The sequence below is a fragment of the Bremerella sp. JC817 genome, assembly GCF_040718835.1.
In the GTDB taxonomy this organism is placed as follows: Bacteria; Planctomycetota; Planctomycetia; order Pirellulales; family Pirellulaceae; genus Bremerella.
In genome coordinates this window covers 619097-634576 of record NZ_JBFEFG010000274.1, presented here as the reverse complement: position 1 = coordinate 634576, position 15480 = coordinate 619097, and the positions used below count along the sequence as shown (strand labels likewise).

General features: G+C 56.5%; 15 protein-coding genes. All 15 read left to right on the top strand.

Annotated features, from left to right (window positions below):
- Nucleotides 1-241: 241 nt before the first annotated feature.
- The 15 genes from AB1L30_RS16795 (at nucleotide 242) to AB1L30_RS16725 (ending at nucleotide 15444) form a co-directional block, all read left to right on the top strand.
- Nucleotides 242-2764, top strand: coding sequence for a tetratricopeptide repeat protein (locus tag AB1L30_RS16795; RefSeq protein WP_367014567.1), 2523 nt, complete (start codon nucleotides 242-244; stop codon nucleotides 2762-2764).
- Between the two features lie 16 nt (nucleotides 2765-2780).
- Complete coding sequence (locus AB1L30_RS16790; protein ID WP_367014566.1) at nucleotides 2781-3239, top strand: hypothetical protein; 459 nt, start codon at nucleotides 2781-2783, stop codon at nucleotides 3237-3239.
- Nucleotides 3240-3255: 16 nt separating this feature from the next.
- Nucleotides 3256-4137 carry an ATP-binding protein gene (locus AB1L30_RS16785; protein ID WP_367014565.1) on the top strand — a complete coding sequence of 294 codons (882 nt, stop codon included), beginning with the start codon at nucleotides 3256-3258 and terminating at the stop codon, nucleotides 4135-4137.
- Complete coding sequence (locus AB1L30_RS16780; protein ID WP_367014564.1) at nucleotides 4134-5546, top strand: sigma-54 dependent transcriptional regulator; 1413 nt, start codon at nucleotides 4134-4136, stop codon at nucleotides 5544-5546. The genes AB1L30_RS16785 and AB1L30_RS16780 overlap by 4 nt, the downstream gene beginning before the upstream one ends.
- 222 nt (nucleotides 5547-5768) lie before the next feature.
- A complete protein-coding gene (flgB, locus tag AB1L30_RS16775) occupies nucleotides 5769-6182 on the top strand; it encodes a flagellar basal body rod protein FlgB (RefSeq protein ID WP_367014563.1) in 414 nt (137 codons plus the stop codon).
- A gap of 39 nt (nucleotides 6183-6221) precedes the next feature.
- The gene (gene flgC, locus AB1L30_RS16770) at nucleotides 6222-6644 is read left to right on the top strand and encodes a flagellar basal body rod protein FlgC (RefSeq protein ID WP_345086713.1); all 423 of its coding nucleotides are present in this window, start codon (nucleotides 6222-6224) and stop codon (nucleotides 6642-6644) included.
- 18 nt (nucleotides 6645-6662) lie between these two features.
- Nucleotides 6663-6965, top strand: a complete 303-nt coding sequence (fliE, locus tag AB1L30_RS16765; protein ID WP_345086712.1) for a flagellar hook-basal body complex protein FliE — start codon at nucleotides 6663-6665, stop codon at nucleotides 6963-6965.
- 116 nt (nucleotides 6966-7081) lie between these two features.
- The gene (locus AB1L30_RS16760; protein ID WP_367014562.1) at nucleotides 7082-8755 is read left to right on the top strand and encodes a hypothetical protein; all 1674 of its coding nucleotides are present in this window, start codon (nucleotides 7082-7084) and stop codon (nucleotides 8753-8755) included.
- 28 nt (nucleotides 8756-8783) lie between these two features.
- Nucleotides 8784-9971, top strand: a complete 1188-nt coding sequence (locus tag AB1L30_RS16755; RefSeq protein WP_367014561.1) for a FliG C-terminal domain-containing protein — start codon at nucleotides 8784-8786, stop codon at nucleotides 9969-9971.
- A gap of 12 nt (nucleotides 9972-9983) precedes the next feature.
- Entirely contained in the window at nucleotides 9984-10652 is a 669-nt protein-coding gene (locus AB1L30_RS16750) for a FliH/SctL family protein (RefSeq protein WP_367014560.1), read from the top strand.
- Entirely contained in the window at nucleotides 10649-11998 is a 1350-nt protein-coding gene (locus AB1L30_RS16745) for a FliI/YscN family ATPase (protein ID WP_367014559.1), read from the top strand. Before AB1L30_RS16750 ends, AB1L30_RS16745 begins: the two co-directional genes overlap by 4 nt.
- A gap of 14 nt (nucleotides 11999-12012) precedes the next feature.
- Entirely contained in the window at nucleotides 12013-12462 is a 450-nt protein-coding gene (locus AB1L30_RS16740) for a flagellar FliJ family protein (protein WP_367014558.1), read from the top strand.
- Between the two features lie 2 nt (nucleotides 12463-12464).
- A complete protein-coding gene (locus AB1L30_RS16735) occupies nucleotides 12465-13163 on the top strand; it encodes a hypothetical protein (RefSeq protein ID WP_367014557.1) in 699 nt (232 codons plus the stop codon).
- 11 nt (nucleotides 13164-13174) lie between these two features.
- Nucleotides 13175-14812 (top strand): flagellar hook-length control protein FliK, encoded by a 1638-nt coding sequence (locus AB1L30_RS16730; protein WP_367014556.1) that lies wholly within the window; start codon nucleotides 13175-13177, stop codon nucleotides 14810-14812.
- A gap of 71 nt (nucleotides 14813-14883) precedes the next feature.
- Complete coding sequence (locus tag AB1L30_RS16725; protein WP_367014555.1) at nucleotides 14884-15444, top strand: flagellar hook capping FlgD N-terminal domain-containing protein; 561 nt, start codon at nucleotides 14884-14886, stop codon at nucleotides 15442-15444.
- The last annotated feature ends 36 nt before the right edge of the window (nucleotides 15445-15480 follow it).

Here is a 15480-nt window from a genome sequence, read left to right as displayed (position 1 = left end):
TTTAAAAAAGGGGCATTCCTGCGAGGGGATTGCTAGCGAGACCCCCGACGCGATCTTTCCGATCTTGTCTTGACCCCTTTCGGCAGATTTCTGTACATATTGCCCCGCGAATCCATGCGCGGTTGCGTGCGCACGTCGGACTCGCGAATGTTTTTCGAGCAATTGACCGACAAACTCAGGCCAGACTCTCCCTTTTATCGATATCGGCTTGAGCCCCCAAGGAACTTGAGAACTTTTTTTCATGTCGACTGACGCCGAACAAAACGAAGCTCCTGAAGCAGCCGAAGGGGAAGCACCTCGCGGCGGTTTCATGGGCCTTTTGGGCAATCGGATCTTTCTGATTGTCGGCGTGATCGCTCTGGCAGGTATCGGCACCGGGACGGCCTGGGTCTTGATGGGAAGCAGCGAGACCGACGAGCAGTCGTTGGCACATGGCATCGCCCTTTACGAAGAAGGGGAAGTCACGAAAGCTCGCGAGATCGCTCGGGCTCATATCGACGACCTTCGCGTCGAAGAGCCGTATCAGGGAGCCGCTCCGTTTCTGCTGGGGATGACCCTGTTCGACGAAGCGAAGGACTATCTTAATCCGAAAGATCGCGAGACGGTCTATCGTGTCGCGGCTCAATACCTCGAAAAGGCGAAAGAACGAGGCTATCCGCCTGGTTACGAAGTCCGAGGCGATTTCCTGCTGGGCATCAGCCAGATGGAATCGAAGCAGTACGAGAAAGCGATCGAAACCCTTAAGGCCGTTTATCCTCAGTATCCAGTTCAGCAACTGGAAATCGAAGACGCTCTGGCCGACTGCTACCTGAAGCTGGATCCAACCACGCCGGAGAATCTCGAACAGTCTCGCAAGTGGAGCACGCAGTACGGCTCGCACCCGGGGCTTTCGCCGGACGATCAGTCGGGTGCCTTACTGCGATTGGCCAAGATCGAATATGAACTGGGTGACCTTGAAAAGGCCGAGCAAACAATCCAGAAGATCCCTCCGACTTCGCAGCGCTACGTCGATGCGATCATCGTTCAAGGTCTCGCCAGTCGCCGCCGTTATTTAAACCTGCTTGCCGCTGGCGAAAACGACAAAGCTCAAAGCGCCCTCGAAGCTGCCATTCGTTTGTTCCGCAAAGCGGCCAGCAACCAGTTGGTTGCTGCCGATTCGACTCGTAAGGCTTCGTACTTGTTGTCGGTGATGCTACGAGCGAACGGCCAAACCGAAGAAGCAATGGACCAGGCTTCGCGAACCCGAAAGATCTATTACCGCACGCACGAAAGTGTCGCCGCTGGTCTCGAAGAAGCAGAACTGCTTCGAGCCGCCGGGCAAGATGAAGAAGCGGTGGAAATCTATCGCCGTGCTCTTCGCGAATCGACCCTGACCGGTCGTTACGAAAACCCCTGGGTCGACGAAGTTACTTTCCGTCAGCGGGTCACTTCGGCAATCGATGCCTGGAAGTCGGTTCAAAAATATAAGCCAGCCGTCGAAGTTGCCCAGGTCTTGCGGCCTCTGTTTCCAGCCGATCAAGCTTTGCAGATCTTGGCCGATGTGCAGTACGAATGGGGTGACTACCTCGCAGCCCAGGCCGAAAAAGTTCCCTTCAACGAATCGCTCGAACTGCGAGCCAAAGCTCGCTTCCGTTTCCGCAGTGCCGGCAAGGTCTATTTTGACCTGGCGGAAAATCGCTTCGCCACGGCCGAATATACCAACGATCTATGGAAGAGCGCTTCCGCCTATCTGCGAGGGCAAGACTTCAGCAAAGCAGTCGAGATCCTGGCGGAGTATCAGCGTTACGAAACTCGCGAACATCAACCGCGAGCCCTGGTCGCTACGGGCCGAGCGCTCATCGCCCTTGATCGTGCCGAAGATGCGTTGGCTCCGTTGAATGAGTGCCTCGACTTCTATCCGAAAGATCCTTCGGTGTACGAAGCTCGCGTGTTGGCAGGCGAAGCCTACATGGAACTGGGCAAGCTGGCGGAAGCGAAGAATGTTCTGCGAGCTAATCTCGACGATGGTCGACTTGAACCAAGCAGCCGTGAATGGCAAGACTCGCTCTTCTCGCTCGGCCAGGTGCTGCAGTTGGAAGGGGAAATGTTTGAAGCCCAGGCACGCGTGAAAGGTGCTTTGGAGTCGCCGGAAGCGATTCCACGCGAAGCGTTCCAGTTCCTGGAGCAGTCCAACGAAAGCTATCAGGGTGCCATCAAGTATTTGCATGCCGCCGTGCGACGGTACCCAGACGATCCTCGTTCGGCGAGTGCTCGTTACCTGATTGCCGAGTGTCATCGTCGCTCGTCGATGTTGCCGAAGAAGAAGTTTCGCCTGGTGAATATCGAAACGCAGCGGATCAAGTTCGACAAAGAAGTGAAGGATCACCTGGAAACGGCGATCGAGATTTACAACCAACTGGAATACGAACTGACCACCAAGTTGGAAACGCAAGCCGAGCTTGATCCGGTTGAGTCAAAGATCTTACGAAATTGCTACTTCGCCCAGGGCGCGGCGATGTTTGAACTGGGCCGTTACAAGGAGGCGATCGAAGCTTACTCGACCGCCTCGAACCGCTATCAGAACGAACCGGTGTCGTTGGAAGCGTTCGTGCAAATCGCCCACTGTTACCGGTACTTAAATCAATCGAACGAAGCTCGCGGAACGGTCGAGCAGGCCAAGATTGTCTTGTCGCGATTGGATGACACCGTCGACTTTTCCAACACGACACATGGGTCTCGCGATGACTGGAAGAACTACCTCGACTGGTTAGGGACAACCCTTTAAGAGGAAAGCCAAAAGCATGCCTTGCCTGGAGGAAACCGACCAACTGGTCCAACTGATCGACCAGAAACATGAAGTGCTGACGCAGCTCTTGACGCTGTCGCAGTATCAACTGCGTTTGGCGGGCCACGAGCAATACATTGGCGACCTGATGCGAGTCCTGGGAGCCAAGCAAACCTTGATCGAACGCTTGACACGCATCGATCGAACCATGGATCCGTTTCGCCAGCAAGATCCGGAATCGCGGGTCTGGCGAAGTGCCAGTGAACGAACCCAATGCTCGCAGAAGGCCAAGCAGTGCGAAGTACTGCTGAGCGAACTGAAGCACATGGAACAGAAGAGCACCGACGTGGTTTCGGCCCACCGGGACGAGATCGCCAAGATGCTGCGGGACACCAACAGTTCCGTCGATTCTGCCTCCGCCTACACCGATATGAATACCCCCACGAGCCGCGGTTTCGATTTGACCGCCGAGTGAAAAAGGGACGGCCCATATGACCTCTCCTCAAGAGCAACCACAAATGCCTGAAACGAACCGACTGTTCAATATGTCGCCCGACGACGAGTCGATCGATCTGCGTGACCTGCTGCAATGCTGGGACAAGGCAACCGCTCGCCTGCAGGAAACACACGAATCGCTTCGCAAGGAAGTGACCCGGCTGACCGACGAGTTGGAAGTCAAGAATCGTGAACTGGCCCGCAAAAATCGGCTGGCCGATTTGGGGCTCGTCGCGTCGCATATCGCCCACGAAGTACGCAATGGCCTGATGCCATTAACGCTGTATACCGGTTTGCTCAAGCGAAAGATCGGCGCCGATCCCGAAACGAATCGGATCGTCGATAAGATCGAGTCCGGCCTTACCGTGCTCAACACGACCGTCGACGACCTGCTGCACTTCACCGCCGATCGTCAGCCGAACCAAACGTACGTGCCAACCTCGAAAATGATCCTCGAAATCTGCGAAGACCTTGCTCCGCAGTTTCAGGCCCAGAACGTTCAGTTGCGTCTCGATCTGACCGAGCAGGAGATGTTGCTGGCCGACAAGGACATGCTCAAGCGAGCGTTCCTCAATCTGACGCTGAATGCTTTGGATGTGATGCCCGAAGGTGGCATCCTGACGATTACCTCGCAGGTCAACTTTGGCCACTTGGAAGTCGAATTCGCCGACACCGGCTGTGGAATCGCGGCTGGCGATGTTCGACGCATCTTCGATCCGTTCTTCAGCACCAAAAGCACCGGAACTGGCCTTGGCCTGGCGATCGTGCAGCGGGTGATGGAAGTGCACCAAGGCCAGGTTTCCGCGATGAATTGCCCCGACTTCGGGGCCGCATTCATGCTTATGTTCCCCATGAAAGCAGCGAAGGCAGCCGCATGATTGATACGACCAAAAATCACTCGAACAACCACTCGGTCCTGGTGGTCGACGATAACCCGCACTCGCGCGAGAGCTTGTGCGATGCCGCGTCGATCATTGGCTATCAAGCGGTGAGCTGCGGCAGCGGTCGCGAAGCGTTGGATCTGCTGGCCAAGCAGTCATTCGACGTCGTCGTGACCGACCTGCAGATGCCCGGCATGGATGGCTTGGAGCTGGTTCGTCAGGTTCGTGCCCAGCACGAGAAGACGCAACTGGTCATGGTCACCGCGCATGCCAGCATTCATACGGCTGTCGAAGCGATGCGATTTGGCGCGCTCGATTACCTGGAAAAGCCAGTCCAGTTGGAACCGCTCGAAGCGGCCATCCGCCGAGCGATCGAATCGACCACGCGTGGCGACCGTGCCACGGCGATTCCTCCAGGCGGAACGAGCGACAGTGTCGTCATGATCGGCGACAGTCCCGCCATGCGAACGCTGCGGCAACGCATTGCCTTGGTCGCTCCGACCGACGAAACCGTGTTGGTAACTGGTGAAAGCGGCACTGGTAAAGAACTGGTCGCCCGTTCGATTCACCTGGCCAGCCGTCGTTGCCGCGAAGCGATGATCAGCTTGAACTGCCCTGTGCTGTCGGCTCACTTGATGGAAAGCGAACTGTTCGGGCACGAACGGGGTGCGTTCACCAGTGCCGATCATGCACGGGTCGGTCGTTTCGAGTTGGCGGACAAGGGAACGATCCTGCTCGACGAAATCACCGAAATCGACCTGCCGCTACAAGCCAAGTTGCTGCGAGTGCTGCAGGAGCGACGTTTCGAGAAAGTGGGCAGCAGCACCACGATCGAAGCGGACGTGCGTGTGCTGGCGACCTCGAACCGTGATCTGCTGGCGGAAGTCACCGCGAATCGTTTTCGACAGGACCTTTACTATCGCTTGAATGTCGTTCCGATCGAATTGCCACCGCTCCGCAATCGTACAGAAGACATTCCGTTACTGGTTGACCACTTCCTGGGGGCGGCCGTTCAGCGGGTTGGTCGCGAGATGTTGACCGTGGCGGACTCGGCGATGGATGTCCTGCAAAGTCATACCTGGCCAGGCAACGTTCGCGAACTGGAAAACATCGTCACGCGAGCCGCCCTGCTGACGATCGGGCATGATCTGACCGCCGATCAGATTCGCCCCTGGCTGCTGGAAGGCAATCAGGAAGCCATTTCGCTGCAGCCATCCGGCAATGTGTCGGTGGTCGGAATGCGACTGGAGGAAGTTGAACGCCAGTTGATCGAACAAACCCTGGAGCACTACGAAGGTCACCGAGAAAAGACGGCGGCCGCGTTAGGCATCAGCGTACGAACTTTAAGTAACAAACTGCGAAGCTACGGCCTGGCTCCTCGGGCTCGTACCTTCGCACATGTTTAGTCGAGGTGGCATGCATGAACTGCTATCGGCAAGACTTTCCGGAAACGTATCGGCAACATTTGCCGGTCGCCGAAAGGGTAAAAGTTGCCGGGAAAGTGGCTTGCCGCAAGATTTGCCGGACATGGCAAAGTTTGCGGGTCGCTGGCAAACGAATTTCATGCAAGCATCAACCTCGGCACACCCTTTGCAATACGTCGGTCGCCTAACTTAAGGAAGCCCACGATGGAATCTTCGATTCTCAATGCGAACACCGTCCCTGTTCTCGAACAGGTCGTGAACTTCGCGCAGAAGCGACATTCCATTCTGGCCACGAACATCGCCAATCAGCGTGTGCCTGGTTACAAGGGCCGCGACTTGAACGTCGATCGCTTCCACGAAGTTTTGGCCGAGGCGATCGAGCAGAAGAATCAACCGAACGAGTCGCTTCCGTCCGGGTTGGTCAGCACCAAGCAAGGTGACCCAATGCGAGAAGTGCGAGAATCACTCAACGGAATCCTGTTTCATGACGAGAGCAATCTCGACATCGAAAAGCAGGTTGCCGAGCTGACGAAGAATCAGCAGATGCACAACATGGCTCTTACCATTATGGAAAACCAGTTTCGTCTGTTGAATGTTGCCATCAGCGAACGACTTTAATCCCCCCCGGATTTTATTTAGTCAGGAAAGGACGTATCGATGATCTCCGCCTTGGATATCAGCACGAGTGGCCTGGTCGCCCAGCGCGAACGCCTGACCACGATTTCGCAAAACATTGCCAATATGTCGTCGCTGCGTGACGCCAATGGACGCATTGGTCCTTACAAAGCGAAACATGTGATTTTGGAAACCGATCACGAGTTGGCCACCACCAGTGGTGCCGCCGGCGTGAAGGTTGCCGAAGTGCGTGAAGACAACGTCGATCCGAAGCGACGTTGGCAGCCAGACCATCCTCTGGCAATCAAGGATGGCAAGTGGAAGGGATACGTCGAGTATCCGAACGTCGATATGACCGAGCAATTTGTCGATGCCCTGGAAGCGACCCGGGCCTACGAATCGAACGTCGGCGTGCTCGAAATGACCAAGAACATGACGAATCAAACGCTTCGCATTTTGGCGTAACAATGGTGATCTCCCCCGATGGCATCCATTAACGCAATCCAACAGCAACTGAACATCCCCACCACGCCGAACGTTTTGCCTGGCAAAGCGGACGAAGCGTCGGGATCGTTTGGTAAGTTCCTTCTCGAAGGAATTCAGGAAGTCAACCAGATGCAACAGGACGCCGACCGAGCGGTCGAGTCCTTGTTCACCGGCGGCGATGTCAATCCGGCCGAAGTTTTGACCGCCGTGCAGAAAGCCGACATGTCGTTCAAATTGATGATGCAGGTCCGCAACAAAATGATGCAGGCCTATGCGGAAGTGAAAGACATTCGCGTTTAGCGACAAAACGGTTAAGCTCACGGATCGAGCGACCGCCAGCGGCCATCCATCGAAGGAGTCGATGATGGCAAACCTTACCAACTAACGAACATTTTCGCAGCTTGAAGGGTCCAAGGATGGACTTTTTGAACAAAGCGTTCGAGCAAGTTAAAGACCTCTTCGTCTCGATGACACCCGGTTCCCGGATCATCGCAGGCCTGTTGGTCGTGGCTATTGTTACGAGCGTCGCCTTTCTGTTTCAAAGCGAGATGTTCCAGAAGGATGTCCCGATCCTGTCTGGCGCCCCGATCGCCCCGGCCGATCAAAAAGCCATTCTGGCCGCCTTCGCTGCCGAGACACTCGACGACTACGAAGTGATCGGTAGCCAGATCTACGTCCCCCGCAGTCGCCGTGTCGACTACATCGCGGCGCTGGTCAAGAACAACGCTATCCCGCCAGATTTTCACGACAGTGTCGAAAAGGCAATCGGCGAAGCGAGCCCATTTGAATCAGAGAAGCATCGCTCGGATCGGCAGAAGGTCGCTCGCGAAAAGGAGATGGCTCTCGTTCTACGGAACATGCGCGGCATCGAGTACGCCTCGGTTCAGTACGACATCGAAGACAAAGGTGGCTTTCCGCGTGTGAAGGTTTACACAGCTTCCGTCGTCGTGCGTCCTTCCGGCTCCGATGATATCGATCCTAAGACCGTTAAAAGCATTCAAAACTACGTCGCTCACTCGATCGCTGGGCTCAAAGCAGAGCATGTTTCGGTGACCGATCTGAATTCCCGTCGGACTTACAGCGGCTTGGACAACGACCTGGCCTCGGTCAACGACGATCCCTACGCGGCTCGTAAGCAATGGTTCGAGCAGCACTGGACCGACACCATCCAGAACGCCCTCCGTTTCATCAACGGTAACAACGTGACGGTCAACGTTGAACTCGATCCCGAGATGAACCGCATTGAAAAGGGAATCAAGTACGATCCACGTCCGACGCCACTGGCCTCTAAGGCTGAGAAAACGTCGGACATCAAACGGACGCCAATCAATGCAGGTCGTCCTGGGCTCGAAGCGCAGCAGCCCAATCAGCAAGCGGCCGTCAGCCAGACGCCCATGTCAGAGCAAACTTCTGAATCGAATCGCGAAGAAACGCTTGCTGTGACGAACCAGGATTACATGCAGAAGCAACTCGCTTCGTTGACTCCGAAACGGGTGACCGTTTCGGTAAGCATCCCAAGCCAGTATTACGCCGATGTCTGGCATTCCCGCAATCCAACGCCTGCTGGTCAGCCGGCCAAGACCCCCGATCCAGGCGAACTGAAAAAGATCGAAGATGAAACCAAGAAGGCGGTCGAAACCACCGTCGTGACTTTGCTGCCGGAACAAGCCCAGGGAGAAGATCCTTATCCGCAGGTCTACGTGATGACCGCTCCCCAACTTCCCGAGACCGCGACGGAAGAGCCTGCGATTGCCGACACGGCAATGGCCTGGTTGGCGACCAACTGGCAAACACTCGCAACCATCGGGTTTGCCATTTTCGGTTTGATGATGCTTCGCAGTATGTTGGCCGGCGGTGCTCCTGCGCCCGAGTCAGCGCAAGCCTTCAAGCTGGAAGATCCAGCGAACGCCCAAGCCAAAAAAGAGGCGAAGCCGAACGAAGAGTCCGAGAGCTCGATGCAGGGGCTACTCAAGAAACGATTCAATCAGGGTGGTGGTCCTAACCTGAAGAACGAACTGGCCGAAATGGTTCGCGAAGATCCTGACACGGCCCTGGGAATTCTGCAGAACTGGATCGGAAGCACCAACTAGCGGTTAAGCCACAACAGATCAACAAGCCATGAACACATCGCCTGAAACCATCCGCAAAGCCGCCATCGTGATCGCCAGTCTCGATGAAGTCTCGGCCGACAAGCTGCTCGACAGCATGCCGGAAGAGGTGGCCTCGCAAATTCGCTGGATGTCGATCGAACTCGAAAACGTTTCGGACGAAGAACGCCAAACCGTCCTCGACGAGTTTCTGCGGAACTCCGGTCGACAGGTTGCCATGGAAGATCCTGGCGTCGAGATGGAATTCACCTACCAGCAGCCTGAAGCACCGGTCGCCGCACCACAGCCTTCATCGGTGCCAACGCCTCCGCCGTTCGCTTTCTTGAACGACGCCCCCAGCGAGATGCTGGCCCCGTTCTTCGAGCAAGAACACCCGCAAGTGACCGCTATGGTCATGAGCTACCTCCAGCCAGAGCGAGCCTCGGAAATCTTGCGACAGCTGCCAGCTCGCCTCCAGGCCGAAGTGGTCCACCGCATCACCATGCTCGACGAGCCATCGCAAGAGATCGTGGCGGATGTTGAAGCCCGCATCAAGCAAATTGTTTCGCGTCAAACACTCGCCTTCGAGCGACGTCGACTCGGAATGGCTGCCGCCCAGGCAATCTTGAAGGCATCTTCCAACGACCAGGCCGAGCAGCTTCTCGCCGAACTAAGAAGTCGCGGTTCGCAGATTCCTGGCGACCTGGAAACTTTCCAGCAGACTGCCAACGCAGCCTCGGTGATTGTCCAGCCAACGCCCGCCGTCGTGCCCATGCCGCAGCCCAAGGTCGAACCCAAGGCACAGCCATTTGCCGCCACGGCTCCGATCGAAGTGAAGAAGCCCGAGCCGAAGACGCCGGAACCGAAGAAGGCACCGGTCGCCAAGATCGAAGCAACGGCTCGCGAGCTTCCGCAGCCGAAGTTCCCGTTCGAGAAGTTCGCAATGCTTGACGATGCTTCGCTGGCTCGCGTGCTGCATCAGACCGGACCGAAGGTCGTTTTGCTCGCACTTTGCGGGGCTTCACCAGCGGTGATGAAACGAATCTCGCGTGGTCTTGGTGCTGGCGATGTAAAGTTGCTGGAACGCAAGATTCGCGAGATGCAGCCGGTGTTGCTCTCGGACATCGATCATGCCAAGCGTCAGATGTGCCTTGCGGCAGATTCGACCCTGACGCCCACGCTGGCCCGCGCGGCTGGTCAACTTCAGGCCGCCGCATAAGGAGAAGCACCCATGGCAGTGATCAAATCTGGCAACCTGCAAAACGAACCCAACCTGATGGCGACCGTCGCGTTCAATCTCGACGATGTCAGCAGCAAGGCTCAAAACGATCTGAACAGCGTCAAGCTGAAAGCGGCCGAGCTGGTCAAGCAAGCCCAGGAACAAGCCAAGCAGATCCGGGCCCAGGCCGAACAACAAGGTCGTCAGGCAGCCGAAGAAAAGGCTCGCCAGTCGATGAAGGTAGAAGTCGATCAACAAGCCGCGACGCTGCTTCCAGCGTTGCGAACGTTAGTCCAAGAGCTGACGACCGCCCGTCAGGCCTGGCTGAACCAATGGGAGCAAGTCGGCTTACAGGTTGCTGTCGCGATCGCGGAAAAGATCATTCGCCGGGAAGTTGCCGCCGATCCGCAAGTCTCGGCCACGCTTGTTCGTGAATCGTTGCAACTTGCCTCTGGCTGTGGCGAGATCCATGTGCGACTCAACCCACAAGATCTCAGCAGCATGCAAAGTGGCGAAGCGATGTTGTGCGATGAACTGAAGAAGCTGGCTCCGGCACAAATCATCGCCGACAGCTCAATCACCCGTGGTGGTTGCATTGTCGAAACCAAGTTTGGTTCGATCGATAATCGCATTGAAACCCAACTCAGCCGCATTGCCGAAGAACTGGGAGGTGCCGCGTGATTGCTTCCCTGAAAAGTCGCCTGGCCCAGGTTATGCCGACATCGGTGACCGGAAGTGTTGTCGAGACCTTCGGGACCACCACCGCCGTAGCCGGTTTTCCGGTGCCGATTGGTGCGGTCGTCGAAATCGAACGCCAGGTCGGGCCGGCGATTCCTGCCGAAGTGATTGGGTTTAAGGGAGAACACACCCTGGTCTATCCGTTGACCGGAGTGCAGGGGATTCGCCGCGGCAACATCGTGCGTTTGCGAAAATCGTTCCGCACGGTCGGCGTGGGGGATCAACTGCTGGGGCGAATTGTCGATGCCCACGGCAAGTGCCTCGATCACCTTCCACCGCCGATCGCTGTCGACCGGCTGGGACTCGATCGCGATCCACCGAATGCGGTCAATCGTCCGCGAATTGATCAAACGATCTCGACGGGCGTGCGTGCCATCGACGGCATGCTGACGTGCGGTCTCGGTCAGCGTGTGGGGATCTTCGCTGGTAGTGGCGTCGGTAAGAGCGTCACGCTGGGGATGATGGCCCGTTACACGTCGGCCGATGTGAACGTGATTGCCTTGATCGGTGAACGTGGTCGTGAAGTGAACGACTTCATCGAACGCGACCTCGGTCCTGAAGGGATGGCTCGTAGCGTGGTCGTTGTGGCGACCAGCGATCAGCCTGCCATTCAGCGAATGCAGGCCGCATTAACCGCGACGACCATTGCCGAATACTTCCGCTCGTGTGGCAAGAATGTGTTGTTCCTGATGGACAGCGTGACCCGCTTCGCAATGGCTCAACGAGAGATCGGTTTGGCCGCCGGCGAGCCGCCAACGACGAAGGGCTATCCGCCGTCGATGTTTGCCTTACTGCCGCGCCTGGTCGAACGAACCGGACGCACGGCACAGGGGAGTATCACTGCCTTTTATACCGTGCTGGTCGAAGGGGACGATACCAACGAACCGGTCGCCGATACGGTGCGAGGGCTCCTGGATGGCCACATCGTGCTTTCCCGAAAGTTGGCTGGCAAAGGGCACTATCCGGCGATCGACATCATGCAGAGCATCAGCCGTTTGATGAACGACCTGGTTAGCGACGAAGTTCGCACCGGCGCGCTGGTGATTCGCGATTTGATGGCGACCTATGCCGAAAATGAAGACCTGATCAACATCGGAGCCTACCGCCAGGGAGCGAATCCTCGGATCGATATGGCGATTCGATTGAAGGACGAGATTGATCGTTTCCTGCGACAGCGGGTGGACGAACAAGCCAGTGTCGAATCAGCCCAGCAGCAGTTGCTGGCCCTGGTTCGTAAATGCAGCGCACCGCAGCCCAACCTGGGCGGCGCCCGAGTTAACTCCAAGTAGCTCAGAGAACCTGAATGGCCAAGTTTCGCTTCCGACTCGAGACCTACCTCCGGCTGAAGATGGCCGCGCGCGATCAATGTCGTGCCGACCTGGCCGAGGTGCTGCGAGCGGAAGATCAACTGAAACAGCACCAGGCCGACATCGAACGCGAGATGGAAGAGCACAACACATACGTTCGATCAGTTTCACAAAAGGGAACCTTGAACGTCGACCTGATCGCGGCATCGCAAAGCGAGTTCGTATTTTTGAAAGCCCTGCGGCAAGAGAAGTTGAATTTGATGCAGCAGTTGCAGCCGCACATTCAACAACGTCGTCAAGCATTGATCGACGCCGACCACGAAGTCCGCACCCTGGAACGATTGAAGGAACAGAAGCACGAGCAGCACCAACAGTGGGAGCTCGCTCTGGAAGCAAAACAAATGGACGAAATCGCCCTGGGCGGTTTTCGGCGTAAAGGAGACTAGACGTGGCTTTGGTACGTATGGCAGGAGCATTTATTGCCTACCTCTGCGTAGCGACCGTCCTGGCGCAGGTAATCTGCGTGGCGATGTTCGCCAACTCCGGGACGTTCACCAAAGAGCGTTTCTACTCGCTGATGGCGATCGTCTATGGCATCGACGAAGATGCGATCCGGGAAGAAATCCAGAAAGAGGACGAGCCGGAAGAAGACAACGAAGAGCCGGACATGCAGCAGATTATCGACGAGCGTGCCCAGCGACATCTGGCACTCGACTTTCGCCTGCAAGCACTGGATACCGGGATCGAGAACCTGCGGAACATGCAATCGAGCCTGATGGAAGAACGTCGGCGTTACGACCAGTTAAAGCAAGGTTTCGATCAGCGTCTGAAAGCCCTGGAAGATGGTGTGCTGGATGAAGCTATCGTGGAAGTGCAGCGGACGCTGGAAGCATTAGATCCACGCCAGGCGAAAGAACAAATTCTGATGATGCTCGAGCGGGACGACAAGGCGATGACCGACGTGGTGAAGATCGTCAAAGCGATGTCGACCGACAAGCGTAAGAAAATTATGGGCGAGTTCCGTAGCGAGGAAGAACAGCAGAAGCTGGCCGATATTCTAGACGAGATTCGCCGGGGCATGCCGGATACGGACATTTTGGGAGACGCTCGCGATCAGCTTCAGCAGTTCGCGCCGCCGTCCAAATAACGAGGAAGCAGATGGAAACCTCATCATCGAGTTCGATCAATTCCACCTCCAACTGGGCGGGGAATTCGCGCAATCAGCAAGCTTCGGCTGCGGATCCGATGGCCTTCTTCGACTTAATCATGAAGACCTCGCAGTCGCTGTCGGGGAAAGGGAAGAACATTTTCGACCCAGCCGCGCCCGCCAGCGGTAAAACCAGTGTCGCCGACGAACCCTACACGGCGGTTACCGACGATCCCAGTCTGCACGACGATCACTACGAAGAAGCGGCGAGTGCCGTTCCGGTTGAAGCGGCTCGGAACGATGTGTCTGACAGCAGTCAGCGAGCGGATGACTCGATCGATGCGGAAGATGTCGCTGCCGTGGCGGAACTTTCGGAGAAGGGTTCCAACGAAGAAGATACCGACAACCCTGATCAAGCCGCGCTCGAAACGGCCGCTGCTAGTCAACAAGAACAGACTCTCGCCACGCCAGAAATCGTGGCCACTACCGAGGGAGACGAATCAGAAGTCGCCGCAGAGCAGGGCGGGGCGGTCGAAGTCAACCAACAGAAGACATCACAGGCCAACGCCGGCAACATCGATACCGACCAGCCGCTCGATACCAGTCCGATCGAGGAATCAGCGACAGACGCGGATCAGGAAAATCTGGGAACCGATGCCAATGCGGTTGCTCAGAAGAGTGATGGCAAGGATCAGGCCGAAGCAGCCCAACAGGCTGAACAGATTACCACTGAAGTCGCCGCGACCGACGAATCGCAGGCTGATCACGAGACCGTGGCCAGTGCAGACGAAACCAACGGCGAAGAGCTAACCGCGGAGCAAACCGAGGATGCCAGCGCGCCTGAGATCGAAACCACTTCGGGTGAAGAAGCGAGCGGACACGATTCGTCACGCGACAACGAGTCCCGTTCGGTGCAACGCCGAACCGACAAGCCGGATGCGAAAGTTGACGCAGCGAAGGCACCAGCAGAGGTCTCCGCCGAAACCACTTCGAACATCGCCGCCAGCAGTGAAGCAAGCGAAGCGGTTGCCGCAGCAGCGGCAGCTTCCGCCGCGGCGCGAACAACAACGACGCCAGGCGGCAGCACGTCCAATACCAACGGTGGCGTGAACAACATCGCCTCGCTGCTGCAACGCGGGATGCAACGTGGAACGCTGCAAAAGACCACCGAAGGAAAGCCTTCAACGCAGCTCGATTCGCGTCAGCAAATTCGTTTGATAAACCGAGTTGCCCGAGCCGTTGAATCGACTCCGCCAGGCCAGTCGATCAAGATCCGCTTGAACCCTTCCGAATTGGGGCAACTCAAGGTCGAGATCAAGGTTGAAGATGGGAACATGATCGCCAAGATCGAGGCCGAGAACACTTCGACTCGCCAGGTGTTACTCGACAATCTGCCGCAACTTCGCGAACGATTAGCCGAGTCGAACATTAACGTGCAGCAGTTCGAGGTAGAGCTAATGGGGCAGCAGACGTCGCATGACGGGGCTGCTTCCGACATGGCCGGTCAGTCATCCGAGCAAGGAAATCAACGCACGCCAACTGGTTCGTCGTTAGGCAAATCGGATGGCGAAGAAGCAACTCCGACGATGACCGAAACGGTCAACAAAGAAGCCGAACGAGACAGTCGAAATTTGAACATCACCATTTGATGTTCGCTGGCAGCAAGACACCAGTAAACAGATCGCATATTGTCCGCATTTCATGTTGAAGTGAGCGAATCATGTCAAGAGTCGATTCGAGTACGTCGACCAATACTACGAGCAGCGGTGCTTCGAAACCGACAGATCTTCGTGAACTGTCGATGGACCATTTTCTGCAGCTGATGATCACTGAGCTTCAAAACCAGGATCCGCTCGATCCGATGGAGAACTCGGAGATGTTGCAGCAAATCAGCCAGATTCGTGAGATCGGGGCGACCGATCAGCTTCGCGAGTCGTTGGAGTCGATGCAGCAGAGCCAAGGCATCTCGACGGCCAGTGGGCTGATTGGCAAACAAGTCCAAGCCCTGACCGATGACGGGTACGTTTTGTTTGGCGTGGTACAAAGCGTGCAACTGGCTCCGAATGATGATGGAACTCGTCAGTTGACCTTAAAGGTGAACACTGGCGACCAGACGGTTGACGTGAATATGGACGACATCTTCACGATTCTTCCGGCGAACGTCAGCGATACCGACGTCGATGGAACGGATTCGACTGGCAACGGTACCGGAACGGATGAAACCGATACCGACAGCAGCGACGATTCCACTAGCGACGAAACTGAAGAAGTCACTTCCTAAAACAACCACGCTCTCCAAGGATTTGGAGAACGCATC

Bases quoted from the DNA above. Each gene is read 5' to 3' on its own strand.
- AB1L30_RS16795 (WP_367014567.1), top strand. From the start codon at position 242: ATGTCGACTGACGCCGAACAAAACGAAGCTCCTGAAGCAGCCGAAGGG.
- AB1L30_RS16790 (WP_367014566.1), top strand. From the start codon at position 2,781: ATGCCTTGCCTGGAGGAAACCGACCAACTGGTCCAACTGATCGACCAG.
- AB1L30_RS16785 (WP_367014565.1), top strand. From the start codon at position 3,256: ATGACCTCTCCTCAAGAGCAACCACAAATGCCTGAAACGAACCGACTG.
- AB1L30_RS16780 (WP_367014564.1), top strand. From the start codon at position 4,134: ATGATTGATACGACCAAAAATCACTCGAACAACCACTCGGTCCTGGTG.
- flgB (WP_367014563.1), top strand. From the start codon at position 5,769: ATGGAATCTTCGATTCTCAATGCGAACACCGTCCCTGTTCTCGAACAG.
- flgC (WP_345086713.1), top strand. From the start codon at position 6,222: ATGATCTCCGCCTTGGATATCAGCACGAGTGGCCTGGTCGCCCAGCGC.
- fliE (WP_345086712.1), top strand. From the start codon at position 6,663: ATGGCATCCATTAACGCAATCCAACAGCAACTGAACATCCCCACCACG.
- AB1L30_RS16760 (WP_367014562.1), top strand. From the start codon at position 7,082: ATGGACTTTTTGAACAAAGCGTTCGAGCAAGTTAAAGACCTCTTCGTC.
- AB1L30_RS16755 (WP_367014561.1), top strand. From the start codon at position 8,784: ATGAACACATCGCCTGAAACCATCCGCAAAGCCGCCATCGTGATCGCC.
- AB1L30_RS16750 (WP_367014560.1), top strand. From the start codon at position 9,984: ATGGCAGTGATCAAATCTGGCAACCTGCAAAACGAACCCAACCTGATG.
- AB1L30_RS16740 (WP_367014558.1), top strand. From the start codon at position 12,013: ATGGCCAAGTTTCGCTTCCGACTCGAGACCTACCTCCGGCTGAAGATG.
- AB1L30_RS16730 (WP_367014556.1), top strand. From the start codon at position 13,175: ATGGAAACCTCATCATCGAGTTCGATCAATTCCACCTCCAACTGGGCG.
- AB1L30_RS16725 (WP_367014555.1), top strand. From the start codon at position 14,884: ATGTCAAGAGTCGATTCGAGTACGTCGACCAATACTACGAGCAGCGGT.